The organism is Paenibacillus chitinolyticus (assembly GCF_045038035.1).
GTDB lineage: Bacteria > Bacillota > Bacilli > Paenibacillales > NBRC-103111 > Paenibacillus_F > Paenibacillus_F chitinolyticus_A.
In genome coordinates, this window is sequence record NZ_CP173427.1 from 3,196,013 (window position 1) to 3,210,952 (window position 14,940).

15 protein-coding genes are annotated in these 14,940 nt (G+C 52.1%); 1 reads left to right on the forward strand and 14 read right to left on the reverse strand.

What is annotated here, in order from left to right; all coding sequences use genetic code 11:
• Positions 1 to 30: 30 nt before the first annotated feature.
• From ACI48J_RS14380 to ACI48J_RS14435, 12 genes are all read right to left on the reverse strand, one after another.
• On the reverse strand, positions 31 to 789 hold the full coding sequence (locus tag ACI48J_RS14380) for an AAA family ATPase (protein ID WP_405078855.1): 759 nt from the start codon (positions 787 to 789) through the stop codon (positions 31 to 33).
• Between the two features lie 126 nt (positions 790 to 915).
• A complete protein-coding gene (locus ACI48J_RS14385) occupies positions 916 to 1,140 on the reverse strand; it encodes a DinB family protein (protein ID WP_405078856.1) in 225 nt (74 codons plus the stop codon).
• 257 nt (positions 1,141 to 1,397) lie between these two features.
• On the reverse strand, positions 1,398 to 2,402 hold the full coding sequence (locus ACI48J_RS14390) for a DUF418 domain-containing protein (RefSeq protein WP_405078857.1): 1,005 nt from the start codon (positions 2,400 to 2,402) through the stop codon (positions 1,398 to 1,400).
• Positions 2,403 to 2,406: 4 nt separating this feature from the next.
• Positions 2,407 to 4,350, reverse strand: a complete 1,944-nt coding sequence (locus ACI48J_RS14395) for an FtsX-like permease family protein (RefSeq protein ID WP_405078858.1) — start codon at positions 4,348 to 4,350, stop codon at positions 2,407 to 2,409.
• Entirely contained in the window at positions 4,325 to 5,095 is a 771-nt protein-coding gene (locus ACI48J_RS14400; RefSeq protein WP_326051812.1) for an ABC transporter ATP-binding protein, read from the reverse strand. Before ACI48J_RS14400 ends, ACI48J_RS14395 begins: the two co-directional genes overlap by 26 nt.
• Before the next feature lie 233 nt (positions 5,096 to 5,328).
• The gene (locus ACI48J_RS14405; RefSeq protein ID WP_405078859.1) at positions 5,329 to 6,321 is read right to left on the reverse strand and encodes a sensor histidine kinase; all 993 of its coding nucleotides are present in this window, start codon (positions 6,319 to 6,321) and stop codon (positions 5,329 to 5,331) included.
• Positions 6,318 to 7,019 carry a response regulator transcription factor gene (locus ACI48J_RS14410; protein ID WP_405078860.1) on the reverse strand — a complete coding sequence of 234 codons (702 nt, stop codon included), beginning with the start codon at positions 7,017 to 7,019 and terminating at the stop codon, positions 6,318 to 6,320. The genes ACI48J_RS14405 and ACI48J_RS14410 overlap by 4 nt, the downstream gene beginning before the upstream one ends.
• A 227-nt stretch (positions 7,020 to 7,246) precedes the next feature.
• A complete protein-coding gene (locus ACI48J_RS14415) occupies positions 7,247 to 7,978 on the reverse strand; it encodes an ABC transporter permease (RefSeq protein WP_405083230.1) in 732 nt (243 codons plus the stop codon).
• 69 nt (positions 7,979 to 8,047) lie between these two features.
• Positions 8,048 to 8,659: an ABC transporter permease gene (locus ACI48J_RS14420; protein ID WP_405078862.1), complete on the reverse strand. Its 612-nt coding sequence runs from the start codon at positions 8,657 to 8,659 to the stop codon at positions 8,048 to 8,050.
• 177 nt (positions 8,660 to 8,836) lie between these two features.
• On the reverse strand, positions 8,837 to 9,850 hold the full coding sequence (locus ACI48J_RS14425) for an ATP-binding cassette domain-containing protein (RefSeq protein WP_405078864.1): 1,014 nt from the start codon (positions 9,848 to 9,850) through the stop codon (positions 8,837 to 8,839).
• 328 nt (positions 9,851 to 10,178) lie between these two features.
• A complete protein-coding gene (locus ACI48J_RS14430) occupies positions 10,179 to 11,447 on the reverse strand; it encodes a chitinase (protein WP_405078866.1) in 1,269 nt (422 codons plus the stop codon).
• A 258-nt stretch (positions 11,448 to 11,705) separates the two neighbouring features.
• Positions 11,706 to 12,500 (reverse strand): helix-turn-helix domain-containing protein, encoded by a 795-nt coding sequence (locus ACI48J_RS14435; RefSeq protein WP_405078868.1) that lies wholly within the window; start codon positions 12,498 to 12,500, stop codon positions 11,706 to 11,708.
• A 151-nt stretch (positions 12,501 to 12,651) separates the two neighbouring features.
• On the opposite strand from ACI48J_RS14435, the gene ACI48J_RS14440 reads away from it, so the two are divergent.
• Positions 12,652 to 13,434 carry an ABC transporter ATP-binding protein gene (locus ACI48J_RS14440; RefSeq protein ID WP_405078870.1) on the forward strand — a complete coding sequence of 261 codons (783 nt, stop codon included), beginning with the start codon at positions 12,652 to 12,654 and terminating at the stop codon, positions 13,432 to 13,434.
• A gap of 98 nt (positions 13,435 to 13,532) precedes the next feature.
• Here the strand turns inward: ACI48J_RS14440 and ACI48J_RS14445 are convergent, their stop codons facing one another.
• Both ACI48J_RS14445 and ACI48J_RS14450 read right to left on the reverse strand, forming a co-directional pair.
• Positions 13,533 to 14,240 (reverse strand): DUF308 domain-containing protein, encoded by a 708-nt coding sequence (locus tag ACI48J_RS14445; RefSeq protein ID WP_405078872.1) that lies wholly within the window; start codon positions 14,238 to 14,240, stop codon positions 13,533 to 13,535.
• A gap of 65 nt (positions 14,241 to 14,305) precedes the next feature.
• Positions 14,306 to 14,884, reverse strand: coding sequence for a TetR/AcrR family transcriptional regulator (locus ACI48J_RS14450; protein ID WP_405078874.1), 579 nt, complete (start codon positions 14,882 to 14,884; stop codon positions 14,306 to 14,308).
• Positions 14,885 to 14,940 lie beyond the last annotated feature (56 nt).

Below are 14,940 nucleotides of genomic sequence, written 5' to 3' on the forward strand. Positions count from 1 at the left end.
AGCTCCCGCTTCCACTCCGTCCGCCTCACTCTATTCACCGAACAATTCCCGCAGCATATTTTCTTTATTGTTGAGAAATTGCTTCATGATCACATAATGCTCCGTCTCTTCGAGCGTTGTTTCTTCAATCCCCTTCGCAGACAGGTGATACATAACAGCATCGGGATATGCCATAAGGATGGGAGAATGGGTCGAAACGATAAACTGGGAGTTTTGGCCCACCAGCTCATGCATGCGCGCAAGCATGGCCATCTGTCTCAGCGGAGACAGCGCGGCTTCAGGTTCATCCAGAATATAAAGGCCTTGCCCGCCAAAACGGTGAACAAAAGCGGCAAAAAACGATTCCCCGTGCGACTGTTCATGAAGTGAAACGCCCCCGTACGAGTCTTTGATGAGAGGCTGAGAGCATGGAGCCGCGTCAAGCTCATCAATATTTGTAGCCAGATTATAATAACTCTCCGCCCGGAAAAAGAAGCCGTCGCGCGCTTTCCTTACGCCCTTGGAGAGCCGGATGTACTCGTGGAGCTCGGAATGCGTGGGGTTTGTGGCAAAAGAAAAATTCAGCGTCCCGCCTTCCGGATTGAACCCCCATGCCGTGGCTATCGCTTCCATAAGCGTGGATTTGCCCGTGCCGTTCTCGCCGACGATATACGTTACTTTCGGGTGAAAAACAAGTCTGCCCAGGCTCCGGACCGCATCAAGATCGAAGGGATATCGCTTCCAGGAGGGGATATTTTCCCTCATCAGCTCGATGTGACGGAGAAACCGGTCATCGCTTCCGTTGTGCATGGGGCATCCTCCTCGCCTGCGCATTCTGGTATTCTGCGGATTCACAGGTTGATTGATCGGAATTTCGGCAGGTTAGCCGCCTTTTTCATTAAAAAAAGGACGCGTCAGACGCATCCTCATTCCGTACTATTCAGTATACCAGTATAACGCATATTCGGTCATAACGGAAGACTGGCCGATTTGGCGCAGCATAGCCGAGAGATTTCCCCTGTGGTAAGTTCCGTGATTGGCCACCTGTAAAAGAACTTCGGCGTAGCTCGTATCCCGCTTGCGTGTAAAAGGGTTGTCGAGAATAAATCGCTGATCGAGATCCTGTCCCAGAGCGATCCAATCCTGAAAGCGCCTGGACAATCTGTCACACACCCTTTTTTCGTATTGAATTCAGTATAAAAGAAAAAGGCTGACAACTGTGTCATACTTTTATGTAAAGATTCCGCATATTTCCGATCCGCTGCCGGATGTCCGTGATAAGCTCGCCGGGTTCCAGCACTTTCACGCCGTCTCCGAAGTTGAGTCAAGTGATACGCAATGTTTTCTCCTTCATACCGAAAAAATGCACCTCCGATTGTTAGAATGTGTCTAACAATCGAGGTGCACATCGGAAGTAGTTATCCCTTTACAGTCGTCTCGCTCATACCGGAGGAATGCCGGACGGACTTTGTCCCGTATGTCCCCAGCCGCCACAAGTACTCCGCGGGTCCCATCCGGTAATAGCGGAACCACCGCGTGCTCGCGGCCATCTGGATCAGGAGGATACCCGCTGCCGTCAAAGCCAGTTGACTGGAATGTATTCGCTCCGGCCAGTTAAAGAGCGCGCTCAGCGACAAGATCATCACGGTCTGCATGAGATAATTGGTCAGCGCCATCCTCCCCAGATACTTAAGGGGCTCCAGCAGCCGCTGAGCCAGACGGCTCCGAAGTATCAGTGTCAGAGCCGTGACGTAAAACACGCTGAACGAAAGACCGCCTGCGGCAAAAGCCACATCGACCATCCCCGTCCGCTCGAAAATTTGTTCCTGTACATAGTAAGACGGGACAAGAAACAGGAAGGCCACGGTCATTGTAAGGAGAAGACCGCGCCGGTAGCGGTCCGTTTGTCGGAAAAGTCCGATCTGCCCCGCCCATAATCCAAGCAGAAAAAGTCCCCAGATTTCCAGAAGAAATACCGTAAAACATCCGGCGATCGTCAATATAAAACCCGTCAAAAACACGACGGCCGGTTTTAGCTTAAAGAAAGGCATCAGCAGAAACCCGAGGATCGAATAGATCAAAAGCGCTTCTCCGGGCTGGAAGAAGTGATGCGCCAGACCGATCGCCAGCAGCAGCAGGAGCCTCCGCGTAAACAAAAGCATAGCGCGGTCTCCCCGTTCTTTCGCCCGGGATATGAAGAGATAAAAACCGACTCCGAAAAGAAAGGAAAAGATGACAAAAAAACGGTGACTGACAGCTATGTTCATAAACGTATTGACAGCCGTATCCGCGGCAGTTCTGTCCGTTGTCGCGAAGACCATCTGGCCGATATTGATGAAAATGATCCCGAGCAGCGCAAACCCTCTTAAATAATCCAGCGTTTCAATTCGGTTGTTGTTCTTCACGCATTCCTCTGTTTTCATAAAGCTAGACCATCCACTTGTTCAAGGTGCGTACGTAGCGAGAACGCACGATGACGAAGTAAACCGCCTGCGCGGCGAAGAAACCGGCCGATGCGATTAGGGTAGGGCCAAGCGAATTGGCAACCCCGAAGTGGTTCATGACGGGACCCAGAACGACGACGGTCTGAACGGTAGAAACGACGATGGGCGTAAAAAACAGCAGCGCGATCTGAACCGTCGCCGATTTTCTCATTTCGCCGGCACTTAAACCGATCTTGGAAAGCGCGCGGTACATTTGGCTGTCCGCAGCCAGCTCCGTATGAAGCTTGAAATAGAGAAAACTTGCGGTCGATATCGAGAAAATAAGCGCGATAAATACCCCGATAAACCGGAACAGCGATGTGGCCTGCTGCAGCTGCAGGAAGCTTTGGGCCCGGGTTGAAATGAAGCTGTCCGTTTGGCGCTTATTCTGAAGCTCGTCGTGCCATTCCAGCAATTTTTTGCCGGCAACCGATTCCGGGCTGTCTAATTCGGGCAGCTTGCCCGTGTTCCACTCGGGAACCACAAAGGCGAATCGCCGCGAGCTAATTCGGTTCTCTTTCTCGGACTCGGCTTTTAGCCGTTTAAACTCGTTATCTTCCAAGACAAGCAGCGTTCCGGAGCTGAACATGGAAACGAGCGATTCCGCGGTTCGTGTCTGGGTGACTTTCAAAGCACCCGGCAGATTCTCCAGCTCGATCGTGCCCGCCGGAATCTTCTTTTCTCCCGAATCTTTCGTATAAAATACCGCGGCTTCGCCTGCTTGAAGAGCTTCCATTCTAGTCAGCCCGCGATCGTAGGTATCCGCGACCTTATTAAACTGGCTGACCGAGATCAGTTCGACGTAATAGCGCGGCATTCCTTTAAGAGAAGTATAGAAAGTCTCCGTCTCCAACTGCTTATAAGAAACACCGGCCTCCTTAAGCATGCCGTCTATGGCCTTCAATTCTTTGTCCGTGTTCTCCAAGGAGTAGGAAGTGAACCGAATCGCCGATGGATCGTTTAAATAATACGCCCGGTTCTCCTGCTCGAAGGACAGGACGAAGCCCGCACTCATGCAGGAAACGGACGTCACGACCGTCACAAGAAACAACATCCTGGCGTTGTCTTTGAGCTTGTAGCTGAACTCGGACACCCACAACAGCCGCGTGCCCCGCCACACTCTCTTCCGGCTGCGCTTCACGATACGGATGACCAATACGGTAAGCTGCGAATAAAACAGGTACGTACCCGCAATCCCCGTTGCTGCCGCTATAAAGATATTGCCGGGTTCCAGTTTCCCGATCTTCAGCGCCATAAGTCCTGCCGTGAGCAGAACAATACCGAGCAGACAGAGCCATATCGACAGCTTCGGCTCTTTTTTCGGCTTTTTGCTGCCGTTCAGAAGCTCCAGAACGTTATTTTTACGGATAAAAAGCAGGGTCAGCAGGGAAATAACGAGAAACAGAAGCGCGAAGGAACCCGCGGTCAGAAGAACAGCCCGGACCGGCCAGTAAAACGTCAAATCTTCCATTCCCGTCATTTTCATACTGATAAGCAGGAACAGCTTGGACAGAAAAATCCCGCTGAAAATGCCCGTAACGATGGAAGCGGCTCCGACCAGTATGTTTTCCAGGAAAATCAACCGATTGATCTGGCCCGATTCCGCGCCGAGAATCGTTAAAATGCCGAATTCCTTGTTTCTCGATTTGAGAAACATGCTGATGGAATACAGAACGAAGAAAAACGAAAAAACGAACACGACATAAGCGGCGGCCTGCATCCCGGCTCGGGTCATCGGTCCCATCAGGGAACGGTCGAGCTGAGGATGATAAATGAATACGGCATACGTGAAAAAAATCATCACCGTAAAGGCGCTGCTCAGAAAATAGGCAAAGTAAGCCCGGCCGTTGCGCTTGACGTTGTTAAACGCGAATTGAGGAAAGTTCATTCGTATTCCCTCCCCAGAAAGACAGTGTGTCGATGATGTTCTGGAAAAACGTCTGCCTGCTGTCGCCGCGATGAATTTCGGCGGCCAGCTTCCCGTCCTTGATAAAAATAATGCGGTGACAATAGCTTGCCGCGAGAGGATCGTGCGTCACGAGCATAAGTGTCGTACCTTCGCGCTCGTTGATTTCCGCCAGAGACTCCATCACGACGCGGGATGCGTTGGAGTCCAGCGAGCCTGTCGGTTCGTCCGCAAGAAGCAGAACCGGCGAGGTAATGACAGCCCTCGCGATGGCCGTCCGCTGGCGCTGTCCGCCGGATATCTCGTACACGCGTTTGCCGAGAATATCCGTGATGCCAAGGCGCGCGGCAACTTCCTGCAGCTTGCGCTCCATTTCGCCGAGCTTGCGGTTGTCCAGCGTCAGCGGAAGCACGATGTTTTCCGCAACCGTCAACGTGTCCAGCAGGTTGAAATCCTGAAAGACGAAGCCGAGCTGCCTGCGGCGGAATACGGCGAGGTCTTTTTTCTTCATCCGGTACGGATTTTCCCCGTTGATGTTCACTTCACCCGAGCTCGGCCGGTCAATAGTCGACACCATGTTCAGCAGCGTTGTTTTCCCGCTTCCCGAAGGGCCCATGACTCCGACAAACTCGCCTTTCCCGATCGTTAAATGAATATCCGTCAGAGCATGGGTCACGACTTTACCCGGATACGTTTTATGCAGGGCCTTCACTTGTAAAATATCCATGTTTCTCACTCCTGTCCCGGAATACTCCGTCCGGTTTATGTTCCTGAATCAGCTAGCTTACCCCTACTGTACAAAAAAACCGGGCGAACCGGCTATGGATTTACCTTAACGTATCCTTACAATCGCTGTAAGACTATGTTCGCCTTCCGTTCGGAAGTATTCGCAGACCGCCCGCACGGCAAAAATAAGAGCGCTGCAGCCTGCAGCGCTCTTATTGTACGGGTTGCCGCCGGTCAGGCTTGTTGTCCCGGCCGGAAAAGAATCCGCACGGTCGTGCCGGCACCCGCCTCCGATTCCAGCTCGACGGCGTGTCCGAGTTTCCCGGCGATCTCCTTGACCAGGTACAGGCCCATTCCCGTCGACTCGTGGTACTGCCTGCCCCTCTGGCCCGTGTAATACGGGTTGAACACCCGTTTCAAGTCTTCGCGGGCAATCCCGATCCCCTGATCCGTAATTTCCAGCACGGTGGCGTTTCCCTGCCTGAAAGCGGTAATCGAGACGCTGTCCCCTTTTCCGGCGGAATAGTTAACCGCATTGGTCAAAATCTGACCGAGCATAAAACGCAGCCATTTCCGGTCGGTGTACACTTCCAGACTCTCGCCGATATGAAGCTTCGCGGCAATTCCTTTGCGGATGAAGAGCCGCCGGTTTTCCGCCACCGACTCGCCGACTACCCGCAGAAGGTTCGTCGTTTCCACGCGAAAATCTTCGCTGAACCGGTCCAGCCGCGAGGTGTAGAGCACCATCTCCAGCCCTTTCCGGATGCGGTCGAGTTCTTCCTGGAGGCTCCGCATATGCTCGTCTTCCAGCTCCCGGAGCGTAAGCTGCATAACGGACAGCGGGGTTTTCATCTGATGGACCCAGCGGTTCATAAACTCGATATGCCGGTCCATCTTGCTCTGATACGCATGAAGGTGCTGCTCATACGTCCGCTCCTTCGCGCGAAGCACTTCCCGGAACGCCTCCGCGAGCGCCGAGTCCCCCGGTATCTCAAAGCTGCCGTCCGCGGCGGATGAAGGATTGTCCAGGCTGTTGTAGAGCGCACTTTGCTGCCAGTACCGGAAAAGGAGATACAGCAGAAGCACGGCGAAGCTGATCGCCATCCCGTAAAGCACGATTCCGGGCGGGCGGCCTTCCCCGCTCAGCCAGTAGAGGGCGGGCACCAGCAGCATCTGGGCCAGATAAAACAGCAGCAGCGGCTTGTGGTCTTTCCAGAACAGGCTCATACTTGTCCGGGAGGCGCTGCGCCGAAGCGGTAACCGGCCCCTCTAACGGTTTCCACGGCATGCGGGCAGCCCAGTTCCTTGAGCTTTTTGCGGACCCGTGTAATATATACGTTCAGCGTGTTGTCGTCTATAAAATGCTGATCTTCCCACATCAGGTCCAGCAGCCGTTCCCGGCCGACGACGCGTCCCTGCTTCTCCATCAGCGCCTCCAGCAGCACCGATTCCTTCTGCGTCAGTTCGGCGGACCGGCCGTCCACGCTGACGACATACCGCTCCGGATACAGCACGAGCGAACCGCACTGCACGGTTCTCTCCTCCTGCGTCTGGGCGTACGAGCCGTAAGCTCTGCGCAGATGACTGCGGATTTTGGCCAGAACGATCTCCATATCGTAAGGTTTCGTTATATAATCATCCGCCCCGTTCTCCAGCGCCATCACCTGGTCCATCTGGCTGTCCCGGGCGGAAATAAACAGAATCGGACAAACGGAATGGGCGCGGATCTGGCGGCACCAGTAAAACCCGTCATAGCTCGGCAGATTGACGTCCAGCAGGATCAGATGAGCCCCGGACGCCAGAAACGCGTCCAGAACGAGGCCGAAATCTTCCGCTTCGTCCACCTCGTATCCGTACTTGACGAGATACGAACGCAGAAGGCCGGCAATTTTCGGGTCATCTTCCACGATGAAAATTTTATACATGACAGCCTCACAACCTCTTCAGCAGTTAAATAGTGGAACAGATTTACCTTACCATGCCGCTAAAATAGGTGCAAAGTGAGAAGACATCCATCGCGAATTATTCTGAGTCTCTTATCCTTCGGATATCCGATCCTTTGCAGAACAATATTAGCTCCGCCGACTAGAACGCAAAAAAACTGCCGATCCACGATGGTGATGGTATCAGCAGCCTTTGGGGCGCCTGAGCGTTAACTTCCCGTTCCCTGATAACGGTTCACGCCGACAAACCATAACTTAATCACGACTAAGAGAAAGACGGGTCCGAGCAGAGGGGGCAGGTAAACTAGAATCCCTTCCTGCTTCCCGAGCAAGAACAAGGAAGGGTAATAATTTATAAAAGCCAACGGAATGATCCAGGTCAAACAGATTTGAATAAACGGCGCATAGATCGACATAGGGTATGAGATGAATTCTTTCATTTTAAAATATAAGCTGAACAAATATTGTGACTTCGTGAACAAAAAGCCCCAGCAGCTGACTAATATCAGTGCTCCCGCCTGAATCATGGCCCCGCCGATTAAGACACAGATCAGGTACAAGATTTTAAGAAACGTCCATTGCACGGAAAGCGCGGTTACGGACCATAATAGAATGGACATCGAAATCGTAATATGCGCAATATATCCGAAATTGAACATGCTCGCTATCAAATACATCAATGTATTCAATGGTTTGGTCAAATATTTGTCAAAGTCCCCTGTTCGGATCAGTTCTTCCATATTAGCCGTCGGAGTGTAGGTGAACGATGCGCCGATCGCATAGCTCAATATGTTGAGGCTAACCAAAAACGCGAGTTCCGGCCAAGTCCACCCGTCTATCGTTGAGAAAGACTGTATTAACAGCCATAAAATCACGTAATCAGCGGCGTAGCCTACTATTTGGCCGAACACGCCGAGAAAGAAATCAGCCCGGTATTCCATGCGGCTTTTAAATATTATCCGAAGAAAGTGAAAAAACAAATGAACGGTCAACAGACTTCCCTCTCTTCTCTATCCACCTTGAACCTCAAGTCGGTTTATAGCCTTCTTCCATAAGAAGCTCACTGCCAGTAACAGAAGAAGCGCCCACAACGCACCTTTGCCCAGCGCCAAGTACGGTTCCGCTACTTTTCCCATATAGATGGCACTCGGTATAAAACCCAAATACTGAAACGGGAGTGCTTCCGCTATTTTGGACCAGGCCGGCGTAAAAAACCATATCGGTAAAAATGAGCCGGAGAATATGAGCATGAGGGCGCCAAATGTCCATTCCAGAGCAAATGTCGTCAGAAACCAAAATGAGATCAGCGCAATTAAATATCCGAACAGGAATGAAATCAAAAGCGCAAGGAGAACACTGAATAAGAAAGGAACAAGTTTGTCTAATTCCGGCGGCTGGAAACCAAAGACTAAAAAAGCTAAAGCGACGGACGGAATTGTCGTAAACAGCGTTTGAAATAAAGTGACACCTAGCTGATAAAAAAACAAGTAGAACGGAAAAACGACCGGCTTCTGCAAATCCATACAGATATCGCCTGATTTCAACTTACTGTCAACGGACCGGAATACATTGGTCATCAACAAGTTAGACACCGCCGTAGTTACGATCGAATATGCGATCATGTCCTCCAATGTGAATCCGTAGTGTGCGGCATGTCGAATAAGCGAAGACCATATGGATACCTGAATGTAGATGAGTACAACATTGCCTAAGATCCGCAGCCACACCTCTGAACGGTAGCTTAAGCAGAGAAAAAAAAGATTTCTGCATGTACGAAAAGTATTTTTTCATTGGCCATCTCACTTTTGATCTTTTTGACTGTAATTTACAAAAGCGGCGCGCATGACTTCATCAATGCCGACATCTTCGATAGAAATATCCTTAATGTCGTTCACACAGGAAAGATTGTTGAGCACGGTCGTGATAGAAACGGGTTCACCAGTATCGGAAGGAATCAACTCGAAATGCTTGCGAATCCCTTCATCCTTAAACAGGGCTGCATGAGGCAGAGTGATGATGCCGGGGTCGGCGTTGAATTCAAGAATGATTTTTTTGCTGCATTGTCCGAGGTGAAGCTTCTTAAGCTCTACGGCTGTGCCGTCAAAAACACAGCTTCCCTGATTGACGATCAGAATACGGTTGCAAATCTCCTCGATGTCTTTTAGATCGTGTGTCGTTAAAAGAATTGTCACGTTCATTTCCAGATTCACTTTGCGGAGAAACTGCCTGATGTTGTGCTTGGTCATCACATCCAGACCGATCGTCGGCTCGTCCAGAAACAAAATTTCAGGGGAATGCAGCAGCGCCAGGGCGATCTCCGCTTTCATACGTTGTCCGAGACTGAGCTGACGGACAGGTTTATGGAGAAATTCGGCCATATCAAACATGGAGGTGAATTGTTCAAGCCTATTTAAATAGTCCCTATCTGAAATTCCGTAAATATGTTTGTGGAGCTCAAAGGAGTCTACAACCGGAAGATCCCACCACAATTGGCTTCTTTGTCCGAATACGACTCCGATTTTTTTCGAAATCTCCCTGCGGTGCTTGTGCGGGTTCACACCAAAGACCAGCAGATTTCCCTCGGTAGGGACGAGAATACCGGTCATCATTTTGATCATCGTTGATTTACCGGCTCCGTTAGGTCCCAGATAACCGATTGACTCGCCCCTGTTGACTGTAAAGGAAATATCGTTTACGGCTTTTGTGCGTTCGTATTCTTTGGAGAACAGTGTCTTTATAGCTCCAAACCGGCCGTGATACCGTTTGTTCGTTTTGTATTCTTTTACAAGGCGATCAACCTGGATGATGTTCATAGTCATCTCCGTTTGTACAATCTATCGCTGTCCCTTTGATCAGTAAGCCATGAAAATTTTTCGATAGGATTTAAAGTATCCGCTTGTAATACGTCCATACATTCCCTCCCTAAATATTCAACCTATTAATTTCCGTAAGTGTTGTATATATTTACAAATTATTAACATAGTTTTACACAGATTATAAATTGTTATATATTTTTCTCATACATGATAAAACAACTATTTTTTGTAGAATTCAATGAATATTGAGTATCCCGCTGAGTTTTAACGCAAAAAAGCCGCCGGTTTCCCGGCGGCCTTCGCATTTCCACAACCTCTCGCTTCGTCAGAACGGCTTCATTCCCAGCGTATCCAGCTTCTCTCCGGAAATATCGACGCCCATCCGGCTCGTAATATCCCGGTAGTGGGCCGCACGGCGGGTTTCAGGCTGATTTGCTTCCAGCCCGTTAAGCACCATCGTCGTAATGCCGAAACCGGCGGGCTTCAGCCCTTTCTCGGCCAGCTCTTTCGACGGCTTCCACTTGCCGATCATTACATCGTGCGCGGACGGCTTCGGCGCCTGAGGCGTCATCCAGAACAGAATCGCCGTCATGAAACCGATTTTGCCTTCGGCCGCCACGATCTCCGGATTTTTAAGCAAAATGTTCTTGTCTCCGTAAATGATCGAGCTGAACAGGCCGTAGTTGAAGTTCCAGCTGAGCATGATCGGCCCGCGCCCGTAATATCGCTTATCCCCAAAGCCCGGGTACAGCTTGGAACTGTCGGGATCGACGAAATTGGACATATTCTGTCCCGTCCGGCCGGCGATATTTTCATTCCAGAACAAGCCCCAGCGCAGCGGTCCGCCCGGAGCGGCATCCCATCCGCCGCCCGTCTCGTGGGAGAGATGAGCCAGCAGTGCGGCAAGCTCCCGCTTGCGGTTTTTCTTCGTGCCTTCTTTCAGAAAGGTGCCGTAATCCACGATTTCGGTTTCGATGATTTTGCCCCGGTTGGCTTCCGAATTGAAATCGGCCGAACGGGAGACTAACGTTTCCGTCTTCCCTTCTTTGTCAAGCCGGAAAATCTCCTGCGAATTTTGGGCCCCCTTCCTAGTGCTGACCTTGTACTTGATGTTCGCCGCCTCGGTTACGGCCTGAATGAGGTTCTCGTAAGAGAAATAATCGGTCTGATTTTCCTTGTCGTACTCCTTCCCTTTGGCGGCTTCGTGCCACTGCGCCGATCCGAGCCGGTACGGGAACAGCTCCTCGTAATCCTTCTGCGGCAGTGCCGCTTTGACAGCCTCTACGGCCTTATCCGGGCTGTATTCCGGCTCGATGCCGTCCCATTCTTTGCGGATTTCCTTAGAGCTGAGCACACGGCTTTCGCCGACCTCCAGCTGGCTTCCCTGAGTCAGACGCTTATGCTTGCCGTCTTTTCTGTAAGCGTTATCATTTTCGTTTTTATGAGAGGAAAAAGAATTTCCCGCCTCAGCGGCATGCGGCGTTTCAGATGCTGCAAGCGCTTGCAACGGTGACAAGAGAATGGCACTCCCCAAAGCAAAACAGAGGGCACGATACATAAACCGGGTAGAGAGCGGATATTTCCAATGAGACATAATCATTCTCCTTTAACTATAAATATTTGTGTGCATTACTAATCTATAGGAAAATGGATATTTATGTATATAGTCTTATGATCCTATCGAAACCGGGACCTTTTAACTAAGTAACGCGTTACATAAGCGATTGTTTACCTTGTTAAAGGGAAAGGAATAGGTCGAAAAAAGGCTGCGCTTTTATAAAAGAAGACAACAGCCGGTGACCGACGCAAAAAAACGGCAGCGGGCGCGGCCGTTTTTCGTGTCGGTCTACAGTTACATGCGGCTGTCTCGGCGGTACTGTTCGGGCGTTTTACCCTCGGCCTTCAAAAACGACCGATAAAACTGGCTTGCGCTTGAGAAGCCGAGTTCCGCGCTGATCGCCGTGACGGTTTCGGATGTGCGGCTCAAAAGCCGCCGGGCCTCCTGCATTCTCAGTTTCAGAATGGTCTGGTGGGGAGTCAATCCCGTCGCCGCTTTAAAGGACCGGATAAAATGATACCGGCTTTGCAGGGCAATGGCCGACAGAGTATCCACGGGGATCGCGGATTTGTAATGCGCCCGCATGTAGTCCCAGGCGTCCCGCAAATGGGGGTCCGCTATGGATCGGACGATCTCCGTGTCCGCGGCATGTCCGGGCGCCGGAGGCATCCCCGCTTCGAGCATCCGGTTTACATCTTGCACGACACGGCTTTCGGCAGCCCGGAAGCTCTCGTCGTTACGGGAATTGATCAGCCCCGACGTCCAGACTCCGAACCTTTCGGCCGCTTCGGCCGGATTTACGTCGAACCGGTTCCCGCGGGCTTCCGGTACGGGCAAGAGACTCCCGTGCAGCTTGACAATCAGCACGCTCTCCCCCGGCCCCGTCCTGAAATGATGCTCCTCCGCGGGACGCTGGAGCAGCGCTTCCCCTTCCGCCAGGCGGTACGTCATGCCGGACTGCGTAAACTCGCAGGCTCCGCGGACGGGGATCGTCATCTGGAGCCAGTCAGGATGGCGGTGCGGTTCGTTCACGTACGCTTCCTCGTATTTGTACAATTCGAGACGGCCGGTGGTCATTTCCAGCTTCATGGGCCTGCACCTCCTCCGCAATAGCGAAAATTGCTTTTTTAGGACACGGATCCGGCACAATTGGTATCGACAGCGTCCGCATCTCTCTTTATGATTAATAAAAAGCTTACGGGGCAGCCCCCGAATTTTACGAAAATGGAGACGGATAGCCATGGATTCTGCAATCATCGAGCTTAAAGACGTTACCTGGAAAACAGGCGGCAAGGAACTGCTGAAGAGGGTCAGCTGGACGGTTCGGCCCCAAGAGCATTGGGCTCTTCTCGGACTGAACGGGTCCGGCAAAACGACGCTGCTCAATCTCATTAACGGCTATATCTGGCCGACCCGCGGCAGCGTTACCGTGCTCGGGCACCGGTTCGGCGAAATTGATCTGCGGGAGCTGCGGCAGTCGATCGGCTGGGTAAGCTCTTCCCTGCAGGACAAGCTGTACGGGACGGATCATGCCCAAAATGTCGTCATCAGCGGCAAGTACGCCACAATCGGGTTGTACGAACGACTTACGGACGACGATTTAAACAGAGCCGAAGCCCTTATGCGCACGATGGGCTGCCTGCATCTGTGGGACCGCGAGTTCCGGACCTGCTCTCAGGGAGAGAAGCAGAAAATTCTCATCGCCAGAGCGCTGATGGCCGATCCGAAGCTGCTGATTCTGGATGAGCCGTGCAACGGGCTCGATCTGTTTTCGCGCGAGAAGCTGCTAGAGAGCATCCGCGAACTGACGCGGCAGGAAGAGACGCCGACCCTGATCTACGTGACCCACCACACCGAAGAAATTCTTCCGGTGTTCGGACACACGCTGCTGCTCAGGAAAGGCGAAGCCGTACGCCAGGGCGCGACCGGCGAACTGATGAACACCGCGATATTGAGCGAGTTCTTCGAAGCGCCGGTCCGGGTGGACAATCACGACGAGCGTTTTTACGTACGCGTGCCGTGAACGGGTTCGCCGCCGGACCTGTAAAAGCAACCGGGCGCCGCGGGCGAACAGAACCGGATGCCGGTGAGCATCCGCCATAGTGCGGTGAAGGACGCGGGTTAACCGCGTCCTTCGTCCGTTCCGCGCCAGTACTGGCGCGTTCCCTCGTCCCGGACAACGACGCCGAGCCTCGCGATTTCGCGCCGCAGATCCGCCGCTTCTTCCTTCTCCTTCTTTTGCAGCGCCCGTTCGCGCGCTTTCAGGAGCGCATTGACGGGCAGGCTGACGCCGGGCATATCGGGCACCCATCTCGCGTACCGTTCTTTGTACGGGTCCCCTTCTCCCGACCAGCTGTAGCCGAAAGGCCGCAAAGCGGCGGGCAGGCTCTCAGCGGGAGCTTCGTACGTTTCCCTGGCCAATTCCCGGCCGCCGGCTCCCAGAACGACCATTTGTTTGCCGTCCATAAATACGGTCCGGACCGCCTCTTTGGGAATTGTCTGCACCCGGCCGTCCTTCTTCAGCTGAATTTCTTGCTCCGAGAGGGTCACGAAGACGATTTCCTTAAATGCCTGACCCGTAAACCACAAGCCCGCAGCCGCACCCAGCAAAGCTGTGACAAGACTGACCCAGGGCCCGTGAAAAGAAGTGAGAGCTTCAATGGGACCCTGATACGGGATCCAGGGTAGTTTAAGCGCCAGTCTGGCGAGGCTGGGGATAAAGCAGCCCAGAACACCTCCCAGAAGGGCCGGACCGGCAAGCAGAATAATCCGCGACGCGCTGTCGAGACCGACCGTTACCTGCTGCGGTTGTGTATGGAAGCTTGTCATAAGACACCACCTGCTTTGCTTAAAATAAACACGAACGGCGTAGCTGTTCTTACAGCCGCGAGTTTTCAGCCGCGGATCAAAACGCCCGCGACAGCTTCCGCCCAGACTTCTCTCACATCGGGCTTAAAGCCCATCAGCATGAAGTTGCTTAAATTGTCGATGACGAGCGCAAGCACGTAAGCCTTCGCCGAAATTTTCTCCGGAGCGACGACGCCGAGTTCCACGCCTTTTTCCATTAAGGCCGTGAACCCCAGCAGAAAGTCTTCCTCGATGTCGTACAGCCGCTGCCGATAGACGTCCTGACGGCTTACAGCCAGCAGGAATTCGTTCAAAACCCGCAGGACGCTGTATTCTTCTTCTTCCTGGGGAAGCATTTTCAACCCGTTCTCGATAAGCAGCGACTGAAAATTTTCTTTTGTAAATTCGTCGAGCTTGAAGTAATGGGAAAATGTATAGTCCCGGAACGTCTCCTCGAAAATAAACGCGATCAACGCCTCTTTCGAAGAAAAATGATAATAGATGGCGGGCTTGGTAATCCCGACTTCGGCCGCGATCATGGCGAGACTTGTTTTATCAATGCCGTGTTCCGCAAACAGTTTGAAGGCGGCTTCGAGAATCTGCTGGTGGGTCTGATTGTTGGACATGGATTTTTCTCCCTCATAGCAAACCTGGTCGCTTTATTTTACTTACCGATAGGTAA